Consider the following 18,692-nt stretch of genomic DNA (forward strand, 5'->3'; position numbering starts at 1 on the left):
AACTATTTGAACAAGGGCAACTTTTATCAAGAGTTGCCCTTGTTTTTTATGAGCTTTGTCATTATATGGTTATTAAGGCTTGCTGTTTCCCGTTTTCTTTCACCTTTATGAGCGAGCCGCTATTAAGGAATTTATATGGCTGTTCATGTTGGCATTATCGATCAAGACCCCATTCGCTTGCTTACCCCACTGCTTGATAACCGAACGATCAGCACGCACATCGTGTTCATCGGCGATAAGAATCAAGTCGATATGTATCAGCGCTTAGACAGCGTTTTACAAAAGCGTGATATTACGAGCGAGTTTTTTGAAATTCCGACGATCGTAAACACGTCAGTAATTAAAGAATCCATTCAAAACCTTGCAGAAGATTTAAAAGCTCGTGGCCAAGAAGTGAAACTCAACGCTAGTTGTGGTCTGCGTCACCGTCTACTTTCAGTTTACGAAGTGTTCCGCACTTACCACTGGCCTATCTTCGTTGTAGAACCAAATAGTGACAAACTGTGCTGGCTTTACCCGAACGGAAAAGAAGACGCGCAAGTTCAAGACCGCATCACTATCGATGACTACCTAACCGTATTTGGTGCCCGTGGCGAATTCAGTGATGTGCAACTCCCCCCGCAACTCGATCAGAAGCTCTACGAGCTAGGTGAACGTTGGGCAAGTAACGCACTGGAATTAGGTCCTGGTCTTGCGACACTTAACTACCTTGCAACCACTTGTCGTAAAGAGCAGAAGCTGGATGTTGAGTTATCAGAGAAGCAACAAGGCTATCGTGAACTGAATATGCTTTTAAGCGATTTAGTAGAAGCTAAAATTGCGACTTATGAGAATGGCACCCTAACCTTTGCCAATGAAGATGCTCGACGCTTCTCGAATGGCGAGTGGCTAGAAACTCTCGTTCACAGCACAGTAAAACAGATCCAAGATGACATGCCGACCATTCAAGATCGCTCTTTGAATGTTCAGGTATACCGCCAGCTTGGCGAGCGTGAAGTTCGAAATGAGCTAGATGTGGCATCAGTGGTGAACAATAAACTGCACATCATCGAGTGTAAGACGAAAGGCATGCGTGATGATGGTGATGACACCTTATACAAACTGGAATCACTAAGAGACCTATTAGGTGGTCTACAAGCCCGCGCAATGCTAGTGAGCTTCCGCCCACTTCGCCATAACGACATCACACGTGCAGAAGATCTTGGCCTTGCTTTGATCGGCCCTGACGAGTTAAAAGATCTAAAAACGCACCTAACAGCTTGGTTTACCGCTGCTGGCGGTAACGAAGATCAAGAGTGCTAAGAGCAAAATCTCTTAAACCAATATAACAAAGGCGAGTCACTATTTAGTGACTCGCCTTTTTCTTATCTGTTTTCTCTCTGTCACTTAACCAGTAAATAAAAAATGGCCGCATCAATCGATGGGGCCATTTCAAAATTTGCTGTCAGATTAAGACTTAAAGCATTTTACGAGCAGCTTCTACAACTACTTTGATTGAGCGTGCTTCTGTTACTTTTAGTGTGTCGTGATCAGGCGTCTCTTTTTGAGTACGGTTGATGATTACACCAGCAACACAACCCGCTTTCAGACCAGAACTTGCACACATAGTTAGCAGCGTTGCAGATTCCATTTCGAAGTTTAGAACGCCCATGTCTTGCCACTCTTGCATAGAACCTTGGAAACGCTTAACTACACGACCAGAGAACGTGTCGTAACGCTCTTGACCTGGGTAGAAAGTATCACTTGAAGCCGTTACACCCATGTGAACTGTTGCTCCAGCCTCTTCAACTGCTGCTTTCATTGCTGTCGCTACTTCGAAGTCAGCAACCGCTGGGAACTCCATTGGAGCAAAGTGTAAGCTAGCACCGTCTAGACGAACAGAACCAGTAGAAACAATCATGTCACCCACGTTTACGTGAGGTTGGATAGCACCAGTAGTACCAACACGTAGGAAAGTGCGAACACCCAGTTGAGCTAGCTCTTCTACAGCGATAGAGGTAGATGGACCACCGATACCTGTTGAACATACAACCACTGGCTTACCGTCTAATTCTGCGCGGTAAAGTGTGTATTCACGATGGCTAGCAAGAAATACTGGGTTCTCCATCTCTTCTGCAATTTTTTGTACACGAGCAGGATCACCTGGAATGATCGCAAGAGTAGCACCGTTAAGATCTGCTTCAGTAACACCTAAATGGAAAACAGCTTGAGACATAGTTCGCTCCTTTTGGCTTATTGGGCTTTTTACCCTTATTTAAGCTCATAGTAAATTCGTGGGGTACGAACACACTCTAACCAAGCTCATTATAAAATGAAGTGACATAGCTCACACCAATGGTAGCAACAAGATTTCAAGTTTCACAAAAAACCGATTGGCATCACAAAAATAAGCAATCTCAGCACCTTCGTTGCATACTAATGAGACAAAAAACGCCTTTAACGTATTACCGCTAAAGGCGTTTATATAGAAGGCAATTTTGTATAAGAGCGCTGGATTTAGTCTGCTTTAGACTTGAATCGTAGCAGGCGCAATGCGTTCAATGTCACCAGTGCTGTTGCACCACTGTCCGCTAGAACCGCTACCCACAAGCCCGTAATACCAAATAAGCTCGTCACTAAGAACACACCTTTCAAGCCAAGAGCCAGAGCGACGTTTTGACGGATATTATTGATAGTAGCTTGCGACAGCTCAATCATTGCTGGTAATTCAGTTAGACGGTTATGAGTCAGTGCTGAATCAGCAGTTTCCAGAGCAACATCTGTGCCCCCACCCATTGCGATGCCGACATGAGCGGTTTTCATCGCTGGTGCATCGTTAATGCCATCTCCAACCATCGCTACATGCGACTGTTGAGACAACTCTTGTACGTAAGACACCTTATCACTTGGAAGCAGGCTCGCTTTGTACTGCATACCAACCTTGCCACTGATCGCAGCAGCACTGCGCGGGTTATCCCCTGTTAGCATAATGGATTGAATACCAAGACCATTAAGGCGCTCGATCGCTAACTTCGCATCACTACGTAATGTGTCTTGCCACGCTATCAGACCAATCGTATTGGCTGCCTGTTCGGAGTCTTTAACCTCTAATGCAACAACAACGGTTTTACCCTCATCTTCTAGCGATTCGATTTGCTTAGATACCTGTGCATCCAAAGCAAAATCAAGCTTAGATGGCGCAAGCACTCGATATTTCACACCATCGACGTCACCTTCCACGCCACTACCAATCAGCGCTTTTTTGTTGTGTGACTCAGGAATATCAATACCTAGCTCTTCAACTTTTGCCACCAGCGATTTTGCTAGCGGGTGAGTAGAGCCAACTTCAATAGCACCAACCACACGAAGCATCGCATCTTTCTGCCAACCTGACAGTGGCTCAATATCAGTCACCTGAGGCTTACCTTCGGTCAGTGTGCCTGTTTTATCGAAAGCAATGGTTTCGATCTTGCCAAGCTGCTCAAGTGCTGCACCGCCTTTGATTAGCGCGCCACGTTTTGCTGCCGCAGCCAAACCAGAGGTGATCGCTGCAGGTGTTGAGATAACAAGTGCACAAGGACATGCGATTAGCAGTAGTGCTAGACCACGGTACACCCATGTTTCCCAAGGTTGAGCAAACAATAATGGTGGTGTGATAATGACGAGCAAAGCCACTACCATCATCAATGGTGTGTACCAACGACTGAACTTATCAAGGAAACGTTCTAGCGGTGCTTTACGTGATTCCGCTTCTTCAATCAGGTGAAGAATACGGTCAATGGCATTCTCACCTTGTTTAGAGGTAATCGTAATGCGTACCACTTTATCGACCACTACAGCACCGGCCATGATGCTATTACCTTGGATATGCTCCACAGGCACAGACTCGCCAGTCAACGCACTCTCGTCAAAACTCGCAGCATCGGTAATCAACTGGCCGTCTGCTGGCAAACGAGAACCCGCAGCCACTTCAATCACATCACCAGGTACCAACTCGCTTACCGCAACTTCAACACGTTCACCATTGATAATCTTGGTCGCATTCTCAGGCACTAAAGCCATTAGCGCTTGAACGCCACTTCTTGCTCTAGAAGAAGCAAAAGCCTCTAAACGTTCACCAATCAAGAATAGAAGCAATACCATTGCCGCTTCTGCAGTCTCGCCTAGGTATAGTGCACCCAGTGCAGCCACACTCATTAAGGTTTCTATCGCGAAAGGAGTTCCCGAGCGGGCTAGTTGAACGGCTTTCTTAGCGACCGGATACAATCCAAGTAGACATGTCGCGATGAATAAGCCTTCACTTAATTCTGGCGCTGAGCTTTTCAGTAACGCCGCGAACAGCATCGCAGCAGCTATCGCGATGATCTGTAAATTAGGTTGGATATGCGTTTGCCAAAACGTCTCTGGTTGTTGTTTTTCTTTCTTAGAACCCACTTCCGTTAACGGGAAGCCAGTGTTGATAGAGACTTGTTCGATAGTGTCAGCAAGACTTTCATTGTTAAATTTCACAACCAGTTTTTCGGTAGCAAAGAGCACCTTCGCTTGAATTACACCGTCGATATTACTGATCGCTTTTTCTATTTTTCTGGCACAAGCTGGACAGTCCATTCCGGAAACCAACCAACTTTTAGAAAATTGGGCATCGTTCGTTATCGTTGAGGACTGACTGTCTTCTTCTCCACTGTCTGAACTACAACAGCCATCACCCGATGACGCGACTGCCGCTGAAGAAGAGCTGCAACATGCTGATGATGTGCCAGCTGCAGTAATGCTTGAAATTTTAGGGCTAGAGCAGCTTGTTGCGGCTGCTTGTGGTTGAACGTCCACTTTTACTGAGCGGCACGCTGCGTGTTTTGCGCACATAATGTATCTCCTTAATACTTCAATACCCTTGGAGTGGTTACTCAGTCATTAGAGCAACCAACCCCAAGTTCATCGAAAGTATAAACCTTGGAGGTAGCTCCAAGGTCAAGAAGAAGTTTTCGGTTAAGGCAATTTATTTAACAGTCTCAACCAAGTAGGTCGCTATTATTGAGGCTTAAGTTCGGCACACTCTTCTCTATTCGCTGAAACATCATCAATCAGGACGGCATCATGAGAACAGAAAGGCTGTGTATTCAAACTTACGATAGACACATCATCTTCATCAGGATCTACGTTAGAGCCCTGCATCAATTCAGAGATGTGGTAACGAAGGACTAAGACACCCAACAATCCAAACAGAATATTACCCAGCGCTTGTCCGTAAAGAACGCCTAACGCGCCATACCATTGCGAACCTAAATATACGAAAGGCAAGGTACCAAGTGTCGCTTTACCTAAATTCAGAGCGGTTGAATACAGCGGCTTACCTAGGTTATTAAACGAGGTGTTCGCGACAAACAGTGCACCATTAAAGATGAAAGTAATGGCCACATAGGTGCAGAAGGCAGCAACAATGATCGCCGCATCTCCTTGCAGACTAAAGCCATGAATCACGAGATCTTGTAGGAAGTACAACAGCACACAAACCACAATGGTGTACACAGTAGTCACAAATAGAGAGTTATTGAGCGTATCTTTTACTCTGTCCATTCTCTCGGCACCAAAGTTCTGACCAATGATTGGTCCTACCGCGCCAGACAAAGCAAAAATCACAGCAAAACACACTGGCGTTAAGCGACCTATCACCGCAAAGCCCGCAACGAAGTCTTCACCATATTGTGCAATACCTGTCGTGACAATGGCATTGCCGATAGGTGTCGCGGTGTTAGTAATGATTGCAGGAATCGCGATTGCCAAGATTGGGCGGATATTGATGCGCCACTGCACGAATGATGGCGGAGCCACCAGCTCATGACTGCGAATCAAAGGATAAAGTGAGAAGAAAAGAACCGAAAAACGTGCCACCACAGAAGCGATAGCCGCTCCCTCAATGTTCCAGCCAAAGCCAAAAATAAACAGAGGGTCTAAGATCGCATTTACGATCCCTCCCGATAATGTCGCCCACATTGAACGCTTAGCATCACCCGCGGCTCTTAGGCCAGCACCTGCAGCCATCGCAAGCGCCAAAAATGGACCACTCGGTAATAAAATCTGTAAATAAGCTTGTGCACGCTCTGCGGCTAAGCCTTTCGCACCAATGGCTGCCAATAGCTCAGGGATATAAGCGTACATCACAGCAGTAACCGTCGAGCTAATGACAAATGCGGTCAGCATAATACTGGTGCTGAGGTTTCTAGCTTGGTCTCTATTTTTTGAGCCAATAGCTTTTGATACCAAGGCGCCCATCGCAATGGAAGTACCAATCGACACAGAAGTAGAAAAGAAAGTGAGTGTGCCAGCAAAACCAACCGCAGCAGCCAATTCAACCTGACCTAGCATACTGATAAATAACATATCGAGCAGATCGACCACAAACAGTGCCATCAAGCCGACTGAGCCTGCTCCCGACATCACCAAGATGTGGCGCATCGTTGAACCTTCTACAAACTTTGCAGTTTGGTTTGACATGAAACCTCCAAAAGCAGAAACACCACAGACCAAATCTATCGACCGACAAACAGGTCTAAATAGAAAAGCTCCACGAAGAAAAAGGCGCTAGTGCGCCTTTTTTATTTAAGGGTGTTGAGAAAAATAATCGTTCTTAACACGCTACTATACAGGATGTTGGAAACATTCATCTAAGTTCTTGCCGATTGCTCTTAACACATCGGTTCGAGTGATAATGCCAACCAATTTCTGATTGTCGATGACAGGGTAAGCTTTTGGTTTACCTACCTGCATCATATCTGCCAATTCGATAATGGATAAGTCTGGTGCGACTGATAGCACCTCTTGGTACATACAATCACCAACAACGTGTGTGTCTTGGCAGAAGTAACTAACTTTAACTAGCTTCTCTAATAAATCTTGTTCAGAAAGGAAACCAATCACTTGTTCATTGTCATCAATAACTGGTCCACCCATGTGATGACTGCTCATCACTTTGTCTAACGCTAGACTTAACGGCATATCAGGAGTGAATGTCACAACCTGCTGCGTCATGTAATCTTTCACTTTAATTGAATGCATAGCGTTCTCCCTAAATACTTTGCGTCATGTTTTTATCTGCTTCTTTCATTTAATTGTTGTCTAAAATCTTGATTTTACTAAATGGATTTCAACAATTTTATTGATAGGCAAAACCTAACAAGACAAAAAAGCGAGGTAGATAAAGGGTTGAGCGCATTTTCAAACATCCAAAAAAAGTAAAAAAAAGAGCCCTTACAAAGTCTTACTTTCTCTTTCTCGACCTTACTTAGCCGCACTGGCCTGTATACATAAACCCTGTAATCTTCACCACATCAATAATAAAAACACCATTTGAGAAAGTTTATGCAACACAACGAAAATCCTATGTATGCGTATGTTTATAAGGGCCAGAACGGCACTGACAACACACTCATTGCCACTATCGATAACCAAGAAAAGCCTCTGGTTTCGAATTGTCTCGATGAAATAAAAAACATGTCGAATCTAGCCATTGATTTAGCCGCTCAACACAATCTAAGGGTCAAGCTCGTCAAATATCAAAAAGAGCAAGAGATCGATTTCGGCATGTTCTTCAAATAACATCTCACATACAAACTCTTCGCTATACGGCAGCCATGTTCGAGTGGTTGCCGAATTCAGACTAACAAGCTTGAGCAACAAACGGTATACTTGATAAACACCAAGTTCTCCTCTTTATTCGGTCTCGTATGTCTTTATCCACCGCCATCTCTAAGATCAAAACTTATTTCAGCACATTGCTGGATTTTCAGTCCCGTATTTGGGTGGTTCATATCTTTGAAGATTCGATTACTGACCAATCATTTGTCATTAATGAGGATGCCTTTAAAGAACCGCTAGAGTGGATGAGAAAGCGGGATTACCAATCAAAAATGCTCGATCGTGTCGATAAAATGAAGATATCACAGGTTATCGAGATTCAATTCGAAGACAAAATGCATAGGCTGATGCGAGTAAAATAGTGGTTCATTCCTGACCATTTAACCGAAACACCCGATACAAAAAAGGCCAGCAATCGCTGACCTTCTCTTACAAGCTCTGTCGTATTTCAACTAACGTGCACAGTACTCATGCCATAGACGTACCGCTTTTTGGTAGGCCTCAGTTTTGTCATGCGTCTCCGCAAACAAAATAGCTGTCATACTATCGACCACTGTGTTCGCCATCAAAGTCATCTCTTCAGCGGGTGTCCCGAGTATACATTCACTCGGCAATGGTAGATCTGAGTTCATCATCTCTTCCCAATAGAAAGACTCAACTTTATCAGGAGAGCTCATCCATACCGTTTGACTCACTTTCGGGTTGTATTCCGACTCACCATTCATTCCTTTGAAAGAGATAACCGAATGGGATTTGTTGCCAATCACATGTTCAACTTCAGCATGAAGCTGTGGGAAGCCAGGGTGAAAGCTGCCACGTAAACCTAAACGGCCACCACCAGGGTTCAATGCTCGAACTACCGTATTGATCGGCGTTCTCAACCCATAACGATGCTTCCAACCAATCATGGTTTGCGCTTCAGGAGCAAAATTAGCCAATGGTAAATACGCAATGCCATCTTGCTCAAGGATCGACTTAGCATGTTCAGGGTTATCAGCACGTTGCACACCGACATCTTGCAAATGGCTTTCAACGTGCGTTCTACCGCTCGGCTTGTCCATGTAACCGTGCATTAATACCTTGTAGCCGTTATCCGCCAAGATCTTAGCCGCCAGCAAGTTCCATGGCTTACCACTTGCACTTTCATTGCGCTTACCGGCATAACACGGCCAATCAATATCAGCCCCTAAATCGGGTACGCGAGATTGAAACGCTTTAACAAAGCCAGCAATCTCTTCATTGGTCTCGTTCTGCACACGAATTAACATCAGTAGCATAGCCATCTGGTCGTCACCGACCTGTCCGCTTAAATACTCATCCATGATGCGGTAGGCTTGTTCGAACGACAAAGGCTTGCGCCCTCTTTCCCCTCGTCCAACTGTACGAATACACTCTAAAATACTACTCATTGATTGTTTATTCTCTTCCGTTGATATCAATAAAATTCGAATACGCTTTCGATTCTATGATACCCACAGTGCATTGCAAAGCGATTCAGGTGCTAACACTCTAATTACCAAAACCGTCGTAGGAGTTCTAAAAGTAAACTTCGTGGTGTAAAATTAACGTATGCAATGCTAACCGCGACATATTGAGTAGTATCCAAATGACTGTAAAGAAAACACTGAGCCAAAGAAAACGTGAATCGATCGTTGCCGCTGCTATCGCAGAATTTACTGAGCACGGTTATAAGGCCACCAGTATGGATAAAATATCGAGCCGAGCAGAAGTGTCTAAACGCACCGTCTATAACCACTTTGCCAGTAAAGAGCTGCTTCTCGAGGAGATACTAGACAGTATTTGGAGTAAAACGCTCGCCGCCACGCACTTCCCTTATCAAGCTGAACTGCCCCTTGAACAACAGCTCGCATCAATCGCGAATCAAGAACTAGAGCTTTTAGAGTCTGAAGGTTTTATCGATTTATCACGCGTGCTTTTCTCTGAGTACTTCCATAATGCGGAACTCGCTAGCCAAGCAATGGAGAAATACTCTCAAGCAGAGAGTGGGCTGATGACTTGGATAAAAGCTGCGCACGCCGATGGTCGCTTAGTCGAGCTCGACCCTCTGTTTGCTTCAACTCAATTCATTGCACTCATTAAGTCGTTCGCTTTTTGGCCGCAGATCATTGGTCATGCCCCTTCTCCCGACACACAGCACAAGCACATCATCGTGAACTCAACGGTTGAGATGTTTCTCAAACAGTACCAGGCCAAATAAAAGTTGAGCCCTGCTAAGTTTTGCCGGGTTTTAATTAGAGATAGATAAACGAGTGAGGTATGATTTGCTCGTTTTGTGGCTGAGCAGTTTGCCAGTTGCAGAATCTGATTTATTTCAGCCGTTGTTCAGATACAAAGACCACTATTTCATGCCAAAGTTGATAAGCAAAATTTGGGTACACGTTTTTATGCTGCTTGCGATGTTAATGGCCACCATCAGTGTGGATAGCATTGCGAGTAACAATATCGTGGCATCTCAACATCTATCAACGCCGTCAAACAGTATCTCGCCTTCACAGCCAATCGTCCAAGCTAACATTGAACATCATTGCTGTGGCTCAGTCTGCTTGTTAAAAATGCCACCATTGATTGTGTCTGAGTCCTTCGATACTCAAATTGCCTCTTTGGCTCTTATTGAAAAAGAGCCTTCACACAAAGCGATTATTGCGCCTCAAGCACCTTATCGCCCCCCTATTTCTTAATCGTTTGTCCCAAATTGGCAATCCATGCCACCCAAAACAGCAGTTTTGCTGTGCTTAACGACATCCAAATTTAGGAAATAAACACATGAAAAAACTATTTAGCCTTTTTGCTGCTCTAATTATGAGCGCTTCAGTCAACGCCGCTCAGTTTGAAGAAGGTACTCACTACAAGATCCTTGATGTAGCAAAAGCAGAAAAGCCAGTTGTGACTGAATTTTTCTCTTTCTACTGCCCACACTGTTACAAATTCGAAGGGGTAATTAAGTACCTGAAAGAAGACTTACCGGAAACAGCAAGCTTCCAAAAAGTTCACGTCGCTTTTATGGGTAACAATATGGCCGTGCCGATGGCCAAAGCTTACGCAACAATGATTGCGTTGGATGCTGAAGAGAGCATGGTTCCTGCTATGTTTGCTCAGATCCATGAGAAGCAAAAGACACCACGCGACGAAGCTGAACTGCGCCAAGTATTCATTGATAATGGTGTCGATGCGAAGAAGTTTGACGCGGCATACAACAGCTTTGCGGTTAACTCAATGCAGAAACGCTTTGATCAACAATTTGATGCAAGCACGCTAACCGGCGTTCCTGGTGTGCTGGTCAATAACAAGTACATCGTTAAGCCGGACCAAATCAAAAGCTACGAAGAGTACAACCAGCTAGTTAACTACTTACTAACGCTCTAAGTCGTTTTTCATCGCCAAGCCAGTGAACTCATCACTGGCTTTTTTATCTCTATCGGCCTCAGAGCGCATGTAAATTGAGGCTAGCGCTATTGTTCACTGGCATCCGCAGTAAATTTTCATATACTGCACCTTATTAAGTCATCGACTATGTTGTTGTACTGAAAATACTCGTACTCAAAACGCTTAGCACTCAAATATTGGGACCTTTATGATCACTCTGACTACCAACTTTGGCGACATTGAAATTGAACTGAACCTTGAAAAAGCACCAGTAACGTCGAAAAACTTCCTTAAATACTGCCAAGACGGTTTCTATGAAGGCACGACATTTCACCGTGTTATTGAAGGTTTCATGATTCAAGGTGGTGGTCACACTATCGACATGACAGAAAAACCAACACGTGCGCCTATCGTGAATGAAGCAAACCGCGGTCTAAAGAACGTAATTGGCTCTGTAGCAATGGCACGTACTGATGCACCACATTCTGCAACAGCACAATTCTTTATCAACCTTGATGACAACGACTTCCTTGATCACACCTCGACTACGAACGCAGGCTGGGGTTACGCGGTATTCGGTAAAGTATCGGCAGGTATGGATGTAGTAAATAAGATTGCAGCTGAACCAACGACAATTCGCTGGGGTCACGAAGATGTGCCTTGTGAAGATATTGTGATTACAAAAGTCACGATCAACGAATAAATCGCACCGAAAATTGCAACAAATGGTGAGGCTCAGTCTCGCCATTTATAACTATCAATATTATCAACTGTACTTATTAGTGTACGGTATATTTATATAATCAACCCTATCCTCGCTATTCATCAGTCTCAATGACGTGTTATGCTCCTGATCTGCAAGCTTCTCCAGCATTGCGATCAACTTACATTGGACGTAACTCTAACCATGACTCGACTCTCTTTGTGGACAACAGCGCTCTTATCTTCTGTTGCCAGTTTCTCAAGTTCAGCTTTCGAAGTTGATACGCGAGAATCACAAGAACCTGAACTGGATGACCAATTTCGTGTCATTGCCATTCCCTTTTACGATCCAAGTGTAGATACAGGCATTTCTGTCGTTCCTATCTATAACTTCTATGCTGACGGCGAGTCAAAGAACGCATCAACGTTATCTGCAACGCTGACTTATACGCAAAATGATAGCTATTACATCAAAGGGAATGCTGAGCTCTTATTGAAAGGCGATTCAATTCGGTTTAGCGGTGAAATGGGCTTCTCTAGTACCAACATTACCTTGGTCGATCTGGTTGATACTAACCACCAAGAGTACACGTTCGATGGTGATTTCTATTTCAAAGTCTACGACAACATCTATCTCGGGATGGGTTTAGACTACTCCACCGCTCGTTATCTTGCCGATACACCGCGAGACAAACTTTTACTCAAACTCACCGGGTTTAGTGAAGAATACGAAGCCGACACAGGAGCAAAGTTCTCTTTCTTGTGGGATGAACGAGAGCACTACTACTACCCTTATCATGGCTTTTTGTTCGAGCTGACCTATGAAAACCATGGAGAATGGCTTGGTAATGACAAAGATGCGACCTACTCTTCGCTCTTTTCAGATTACCGACTGTTCTACAGCTTAACGCACAATGACAATCACATCATCGCAAGCCGCTGGGTGACTCGTTATCTACTGGATGCTGAAAATGCCCCAAGTAGTGCATACAGCACCTATGGTCGACAAGGGCGAAATGTTCAACGTGGTTTCGTCGCGGGTGATCACATCGCTTCGCATATGACCAATCTTGAAATGGAATATCGCTATTCGATTTCAGGCTCGTCCATCAACTTCTTGAACAACGTCGCGGTGGTCGGTTTAACGGGTGTGGGCAAGGTGTTTGGTGAAAGGCTGAATCCAACCGACCCTTATCATAGCTTTGACGATGGTGACCTTCTGACGATGGTTGGTCTCGGGCTACGTTATCGCTTAATGCGCCAAGAACGCATCAATGTGAGAATGGATTTCACCTACAACAACGAAGATGAAGTGCTGGCCTACTTTAGCTTAGGTGAAAATATCTAGCCCAAGCTGTAGCATTTTTAAAGCCATTATATCTAACCGATGATTCCCCCAAGCCTGTCACGACTCGATTCGTACAGGCTTTCTGTTTGTAGAGCCTCAAGTAAAACCTACCAACGAGAGCGATAAGTACGATGACAAGCCCGGCATGTGTTATTGGCCGAGTCTAAACCACGCTCAGCTTTACTTTTGTTCTGTTCAAGACTGGCTTGCTGTAACTCAATAAAACCTTGATTCATCTGTAACATCAGTTGATTGAATTTCTCAGGCTTACTCCATACCGCGCCTTTCGCCTTACCGCCCTTATCACTCACAGTAAAACTGTTGGTGAGAATGAGTCCGTGCTCTACCAAGTTATCACTTAATCCCTCAACCTTTTGCCAATCTGTATTTCGATTCCCTAATTCTGAAGATACTTGCTTGTTGAGTTTTTCTATTGAGCTAAAAGCTTGTTGGCGATTGTCGACCGCTTCAGTTGCGGCAATAGTGCTCATTGGTACTGCGATAAGTAAAGCGATAGTCAGTTTTTTCATAGTGTCACTCCTGTTTATTGGTTGATTTATTTGCTGATCTTTCAATTCCAATCGATGAGAGGCATTTAATTTACACAACAATAGTTGCGTACGCAACTATTGTTGTGTAAATTAATATCACTTCGTAAACGACAACTGGGAAATGAACTATGAAAATTTGGGATCTACCAACACGACTGTATCACTGGTTACAAGCACTACTATTCATTGGCCTAGCGGCATCAGGTTTTAGTGGCAATGGCCCACATGTTTATCTTGGGCTCGCACTGTTTAGCCTAATTTTATGGCGATTGATTTGGGGATTCATTGGCAGTGACACGAGCCGCTTCTCACAATTTGTTAGCTCTCCTCGCGCTGCATTCCAGTACTTACGAGGTAAAATCCAGCCAAAGCCAGGGCATAACCCATTAGGGGCTTGGATGGTCATCGGTATGATCACCACCTTGTTCATCCAATGTATTACGGGCCTTGTTATTGCAGGTTTCTTTGATGCGATCCCAGGCTCGGAAGCCCTTCTTACCGATGGCGTATTTGAAGTTTCTGGTGTGGTGCACGGCATTGCAGCACGTATGTTAGTGGTCTGCGTCGTTCTGCACCTATTGGCAATCATGACTTACAAGCTACGTTCAAAACCACTGGTGTTAGCCATGATCACAGGCAAACAAAATCACACACCATCAGTGGAAAGTTTCGAAAGTGGCACTCAATTAGCTTTTTCATCAAATAGCAAAGCATTGTTGGTGCTAATTGCATCGGTATTAGTTACGATGACAATAGTTGTTATGTCATAAAGAGTTAGGTAACAAGCAATGCCGGAAGAATTTGACAGACCAAATAGCTTTGGTTGGTTAGTAAATGTAGTCGCTAATAAAGCGAGCAAAGATTTCGATGTAGAATTGAAAAAGTATGGACTGACCATCGCATTATGGCCGACCTTGATGTGCCTTTGGGAAGAAGAAGGGCTGACACAACGTGATATCGCCGCGAAGTCAAAAGTAGAAAATTCAACAACGACACGCACATTAGATAAATTGGAAAAGCTTGATCTTGTCGAACGAAGAGCGGATCCAAACAGCCGACGCTCTTTTAGAATTTATCTTACAGAAAAGGGCAAAGAGCTCGAAAAAGATATCATTCCAGTACCCGCTCGCGTAAACAAAGAGTTGATGAGCGCATTAGATGCTGACGAGCAGCAGCAGATGATCGGTTTGCTTAAGAAAATGGTCGCAGCTATTTAGCTTGGAGCTAATTCAGCAACGACCACTCAGTACCCTAGTTCAATAGACCCTCGCCCTAAACGAGGGTTTTCTTATTTTCGTGACCACTTAATGTAGCAAAACAGGGACGCAATGATCACCGCTCCACCCAATAGCTTTTGCATCTCAACGGTTTCACCCAACATACTCACGCTGAGTAATAGTGTCCAAACCGGCTCTAGAATCATAATCAGCGCCGCCACTTCCATGTTCACTGAATGCTGCCCCACCGTTTGCAATAAATAACGAATAGAAGTCGCCACAACCGCTGAAACTATAAACCAGAAAACCAAGGTTTTAGTAATCTCGAACTCAGGTTGAACCGTCATTGAAGCGAACGCTAAACCGCTCACACCTACAATAAATAGCTGCACACAGATTGACGCGATGGGCTTAATGTTGGTGATCACACGCTTATTCATTACAAAGTGAATGGATAGCAACATAGAAGCCAATAAAAAGTAGAGCTGACTTTGTTCGACGTGCCAACCGTTGGTCAAGGTAAGCAATAACATACCAATTATCGCAATCGGAAATGACATCCAAAAGGCGCGATTAGGTTTGACTCGAAACAGCACCCAAGAGACAAATGGCGCAATGATCATCGCGAGGCTCATGATAAATGCCCCTTCAGATAAGGTCTCTGTCACCGAAACCGCAAATACCCATACCTGTAATGAAGCCGACAACAATAAACCCACTCCGCAAAGAGATAGAATCTGCTTAAAAGAGAGCTTGCGAATATGGTGAATACAAAACGGAAGTAGAATCAGGCTTGCCACAACAAACCGCACACCAATGAACACTGGCCCTGGCATTTCTAATACCACCAGCTTAGATGCAATCCATCCGACCCCAGCTAACAGGGTGGCAAATAGGAGATACAACTCCCCACGCATCGCTTTCACGTTCATCATTTTATTCGGTCCAATAACGAAAAAAGCAACCCGACTCTGCCAGGTTGCTTTTTATAAACATTCAACAGGATCAAGATACTATCTCAATACTCTGCTTCAAGCAGCTGTTTTTAGCCTGCGTATGCTGGGTAGTCTGTTAAACCTTTTTCAGCACCACCAAACAGTGTATTTGGATCGTGCGCTGCTAGCGGGTAACCATTTTGAAGACGAGCTGGTAAATCAGGGTTAGCAACGAATGGACGACCAAAACCAACCATGTCCGTTACACCTTCAGCCACCGCTTTTTCACCACGCTCGCTGTCGTATTTACCTGCGTAAATCAGTACACCATCATAAGCTTCACGAACAGCTGCTTTAAACGCTTTTGGCGTTTCAGGTGCATCGTCCCAGTCAACTTCTGCAATGTGTAGGTAAACAATCTTGTATAGGTTAAGTAGCGCTGCCGCCGCTGTGTACGTTTCAACAGGCGTTGCATCAACCGTACCGTTCAATGAAGTAAACGGCGCAAGACGAACACCAACACGGTCAGCACCAATCGCTTCAACCATAGCTTCAACCACTTCACCTAGGAAGCGTAGGCGGTTCTCGATAGAGCCACCGTATTCGTCAGTACGGTTGTTTGCTTCTGAGTCGATGAACTGGTTAATCAGGTAGCCATTTGCCGCGTGAAGTTCAATACCATCAAAGCCAGCTTCGATCGCATTAAGTGCAGCTTGGCGATACTGTTCAACCACTTCTTTGATGTCTTCTTTAGTCATCTCACGAGGTTCAACAACGTCTACAAAACCCGGTTCATCAGTACCGTTATCGATGAATACTTTTACATTTTCTGCTTTCAGTGCAGAAGATGAAATAGGTTGCTCACCGCCAATGTTATCTGGATGCGTAACACGACCTACGTGCCAAAGCTGAGCGAAGATTACGCCATCTTTTTCATGTACTGCTTCCGTTACCTTTTTCCAGCCAGCGATCTGCTCGTCAGAATAGATACCAGGTGTCCAAGCATAACCCTGACCCATTGGTGAGATTTGTGTACCTTCAGCAATAATCAGACCTGCCGTAGCGCGTTGAGCGTAGTAAGTCGCCATCATATCGTTTGCTGAGTTACCAGGTTGCGTTGCGCGAGAACGTGTCATCGGAGGCATAACAATACGGTTTTTAAGCTCGATATTACCAAGTTGAATTGGTTGAAATAGTGCATTTGTCATTGTCATTTCCTCGATTAACCTAGTTGAATCAGTTCGATTTGGTAACCATCTGGGTCAGTAATAAATGCGATGTGCGTAGAACCACCTTTTACTGGGCCCGCTTCGCGAGTTACGTTGCCACCTAGCGACTTAATCTGGTCACATGCTGCGTAAATATCTTCCACACCTAATGCTAAATGGCCAAATGCGTTGCCCATTTCATACTCATTGGTATCCCAGTTATGCGTTAACTCAATAGTCGTTCCACCTTGCTCGTAACCAACAAAAACCAAGGTGTAGCGGTAATCGTTATTTACGTGGCGCTCGAGTTCTTTCATACCCAAAACTTTGGTGTAAAACTCAATAGACTTTTCTAAATCAGCAACTCGGATCATTGTGTGTAGGAATTTCATATTTCACCCTTTTTAGCCCAGTGACGCAGGCCGATATAATTGAAGTGGAGACCATCCACTTACCTGATAGGGTCAATATACGAGTTGGCTACAAATAAAGGAAATTATCATAAATTCTCAATGTGATAATTTTTTGTTATGAAGGGTTAAGCTTGAAGAAAATATAAAAGTACCAGGTAACGCTAGTATGAAGCCTTCCAGCTGTTTAACACCTTTGACATCTCTTCTACCGTATTAATAACCTGCTCTCGGAGCCACTTATGCGCGGGATCATTATTCTGTTTTTTTAGCCAGATCAGGTGATGAGGGATAGGCTGGCAATCAAACGGAGGCTTGAAAATTTGTAAATCGAGGCGCTCTTTGAACTGAATCGCCATAGAAAGGGGGGCTACTGTAATACAATCGGATTGACTGCACAGTAGTAAATTGCTGAACAGAGAACTGCCATGGATCATGATCTTTCTCTGAGACAAATCCAGTGATGTGTAATGGTTGAGGCTTCTCACTTGTCGGCGCGTTCGATCAAGCACGGCATGCTTCTCACTCAAGTATTGATCAAGGGTAAGCTCACCTTTGATTCTAGGGTGGCCGTTTCGGCAAATAATTACCACCTCACTCTCGTATAGCTTCTCACTCACCGTGCTCGGGTGTTCTGGCAATACGATATCGATCATCGCATCAAACTTTTGCGTCAGCAGATCTTCATGTACTTGATCATCAGAGTCCGCTTGATCATACACCTCTAACGAGAGCCCTTGGTTTGGTAATTCCAAGAACCGATTCAACAGTAACCATTGTAAGTGCTCTGGAATCGACACCGCGAACTTGCGCTCCGCCGTCATTTCATCAAACGATGCCATGCCTTGAAAAACGCCGTTGAGTTCTTGAATCGGTGCTTTGATCTTCTCGTACAGGCTTTGCGAATAAGCAGTTGGGACCACTCCCCGTCCCTTGCGCACAAACAACTCTTGATCAACTTCCTTCTTCAACCGCGCCAAGGAGGTACTTATTGTCGATTGGTTGGTATTCAAGTGATCGGCTGCTTTGCTCAAACTGCCCTGCTCCATCACCGCAGAAAATACAGCTAACAAGTTAAAGTTCGGAATGTCATTACTCATGATTCTTTACTCAATAGGCGATAGATTGAATTATCTTATCGTAAAACCGATAGAATGGAACGGTCAATTATCGCTCGTTAGTCCAAACTGAGAATGGAGCAACATGCGGTAAGCCTACTTCAGTTCTCCATGATTAAAGTTCACTTTTGTCTCAACGTCTTCATTCAGATCGATATTCCCACTCTAAGCCAGCTTAATCACGAACAGCGACTTCGCGACATTTAGT

The 18,692-nt window shown here is 44.4% G+C and carries 20 protein-coding genes; 10 read left to right on the forward strand and 10 right to left on the reverse strand.

Annotated features, from left to right (window positions below; all coding sequences use genetic code 11):
• The first annotated feature begins 135 nt into the window (after positions 1-135).
• Positions 136-1,302: a DUF1887 family protein gene (locus tag L0991_08365; GenBank protein XGB61462.1), complete on the forward strand. Its 1,167-nt coding sequence runs from the start codon at positions 136-138 to the stop codon at positions 1,300-1,302.
• 154 nt (positions 1,303-1,456) lie between these two features.
• Here the strand turns inward: L0991_08365 and udp are convergent, their stop codons facing one another.
• The 4 genes from udp to L0991_08385 all read right to left on the reverse strand — a co-directional run bounded on the left by udp (position 1,457) and on the right by L0991_08385 (position 7,032).
• Complete coding sequence (gene udp, locus L0991_08370; protein ID XGB61463.1) at positions 1,457-2,215, reverse strand: uridine phosphorylase; 759 nt, start codon at positions 2,213-2,215, stop codon at positions 1,457-1,459.
• Positions 2,216-2,496: 281 nt separating this feature from the next.
• Positions 2,497-4,842: a zinc/cadmium/mercury/lead-transporting ATPase gene (locus L0991_08375; GenBank protein XGB61464.1), complete on the reverse strand. Its 2,346-nt coding sequence runs from the start codon at positions 4,840-4,842 to the stop codon at positions 2,497-2,499.
• Positions 4,843-5,007: 165 nt separating this feature from the next.
• Positions 5,008-6,471, reverse strand: coding sequence for an MATE family efflux transporter (locus L0991_08380; GenBank protein XGB61465.1), 1,464 nt, complete (start codon positions 6,469-6,471; stop codon positions 5,008-5,010).
• 144 nt (positions 6,472-6,615) lie between these two features.
• Positions 6,616-7,032, reverse strand: a complete 417-nt coding sequence (locus tag L0991_08385; GenBank protein XGB61466.1) for a CBS domain-containing protein — start codon at positions 7,030-7,032, stop codon at positions 6,616-6,618.
• A 303-nt stretch (positions 7,033-7,335) separates the two neighbouring features.
• Here L0991_08385 and L0991_08390 point away from each other — a divergent pair, with 303 nt between their 5' ends.
• The gene (locus L0991_08390; GenBank protein ID XGB61467.1) at positions 7,336-7,572 is read left to right on the forward strand and encodes a hypothetical protein; all 237 of its coding nucleotides are present in this window, start codon (positions 7,336-7,338) and stop codon (positions 7,570-7,572) included.
• A 128-nt stretch (positions 7,573-7,700) separates the two neighbouring features.
• Complete coding sequence (locus L0991_08395) at positions 7,701-7,973, forward strand: hypothetical protein (GenBank protein XGB61468.1); 273 nt, start codon at positions 7,701-7,703, stop codon at positions 7,971-7,973.
• A gap of 90 nt (positions 7,974-8,063) precedes the next feature.
• On the opposite strand, the gene L0991_08400 is transcribed toward L0991_08395, so the two are convergent.
• The gene (locus L0991_08400) at positions 8,064-9,020 is read right to left on the reverse strand and encodes a glycosyl transferase family protein (GenBank protein XGB61469.1); all 957 of its coding nucleotides are present in this window, start codon (positions 9,018-9,020) and stop codon (positions 8,064-8,066) included.
• A 197-nt stretch (positions 9,021-9,217) separates the two neighbouring features.
• Here L0991_08400 and L0991_08405 point away from each other — a divergent pair, with 197 nt between their 5' ends.
• The 5 genes from L0991_08405 to L0991_08425 all read left to right on the forward strand — a co-directional run bounded on the left by L0991_08405 (position 9,218) and on the right by L0991_08425 (position 13,045).
• The gene (locus L0991_08405) at positions 9,218-9,829 is read left to right on the forward strand and encodes a TetR/AcrR family transcriptional regulator (GenBank protein XGB61470.1); all 612 of its coding nucleotides are present in this window, start codon (positions 9,218-9,220) and stop codon (positions 9,827-9,829) included.
• A gap of 148 nt (positions 9,830-9,977) precedes the next feature.
• Entirely contained in the window at positions 9,978-10,310 is a 333-nt protein-coding gene (locus tag L0991_08410; GenBank protein XGB61471.1) for a hypothetical protein, read from the forward strand.
• Between the two features lie 85 nt (positions 10,311-10,395).
• The gene (locus L0991_08415) at positions 10,396-10,995 is read left to right on the forward strand and encodes a thiol:disulfide interchange protein DsbA/DsbL (GenBank protein ID XGB61472.1); all 600 of its coding nucleotides are present in this window, start codon (positions 10,396-10,398) and stop codon (positions 10,993-10,995) included.
• Between the two features lie 208 nt (positions 10,996-11,203).
• Positions 11,204-11,698 (forward strand): peptidyl-prolyl cis-trans isomerase, encoded by a 495-nt coding sequence (locus L0991_08420; GenBank protein XGB61473.1) that lies wholly within the window; start codon positions 11,204-11,206, stop codon positions 11,696-11,698.
• A 204-nt stretch (positions 11,699-11,902) separates the two neighbouring features.
• Positions 11,903-13,045, forward strand: coding sequence for a BamA/TamA family outer membrane protein (locus L0991_08425; GenBank protein XGB61474.1), 1,143 nt, complete (start codon positions 11,903-11,905; stop codon positions 13,043-13,045).
• 107 nt (positions 13,046-13,152) lie between these two features.
• Here L0991_08425 and L0991_08430 read toward each other — a convergent pair whose 3' ends face one another.
• The gene (locus tag L0991_08430; protein ID XGB61475.1) at positions 13,153-13,575 is read right to left on the reverse strand and encodes a cytochrome c; all 423 of its coding nucleotides are present in this window, start codon (positions 13,573-13,575) and stop codon (positions 13,153-13,155) included.
• A 149-nt stretch (positions 13,576-13,724) separates the two neighbouring features.
• On the opposite strand from L0991_08430, the gene L0991_08435 reads away from it, so the two are divergent.
• On the forward strand, positions 13,725-14,366 hold the full coding sequence (locus tag L0991_08435; protein ID XGB61476.1) for a cytochrome b/b6 domain-containing protein: 642 nt from the start codon (positions 13,725-13,727) through the stop codon (positions 14,364-14,366).
• A gap of 18 nt (positions 14,367-14,384) precedes the next feature.
• On the forward strand, positions 14,385-14,813 hold the full coding sequence (locus L0991_08440; protein XGB61477.1) for a MarR family transcriptional regulator: 429 nt from the start codon (positions 14,385-14,387) through the stop codon (positions 14,811-14,813).
• A 71-nt stretch (positions 14,814-14,884) separates the two neighbouring features.
• Here L0991_08440 and L0991_08445 read toward each other — a convergent pair whose 3' ends face one another.
• From L0991_08445 to L0991_08460, 4 genes are all read right to left on the reverse strand, one after another.
• Positions 14,885-15,748: a DMT family transporter gene (locus tag L0991_08445; GenBank protein ID XGB61478.1), complete on the reverse strand. Its 864-nt coding sequence runs from the start codon at positions 15,746-15,748 to the stop codon at positions 14,885-14,887.
• Between the two features lie 110 nt (positions 15,749-15,858).
• Complete coding sequence (locus tag L0991_08450; GenBank protein ID XGB61479.1) at positions 15,859-16,956, reverse strand: alkene reductase; 1,098 nt, start codon at positions 16,954-16,956, stop codon at positions 15,859-15,861.
• A gap of 14 nt (positions 16,957-16,970) precedes the next feature.
• Positions 16,971-17,348 (reverse strand): lactoylglutathione lyase, encoded by a 378-nt coding sequence (gene gloA / locus L0991_08455; protein XGB61480.1) that lies wholly within the window; start codon positions 17,346-17,348, stop codon positions 16,971-16,973.
• A gap of 182 nt (positions 17,349-17,530) precedes the next feature.
• Complete coding sequence (locus tag L0991_08460; GenBank protein XGB61481.1) at positions 17,531-18,466, reverse strand: LysR family transcriptional regulator; 936 nt, start codon at positions 18,464-18,466, stop codon at positions 17,531-17,533.
• Between the last annotated feature and the right edge of the window lie 226 nt (positions 18,467-18,692).

The organism is Vibrio chagasii (assembly GCA_041879415.1).
GTDB lineage: Bacteria > Pseudomonadota > Gammaproteobacteria > Enterobacterales > Vibrionaceae > Vibrio.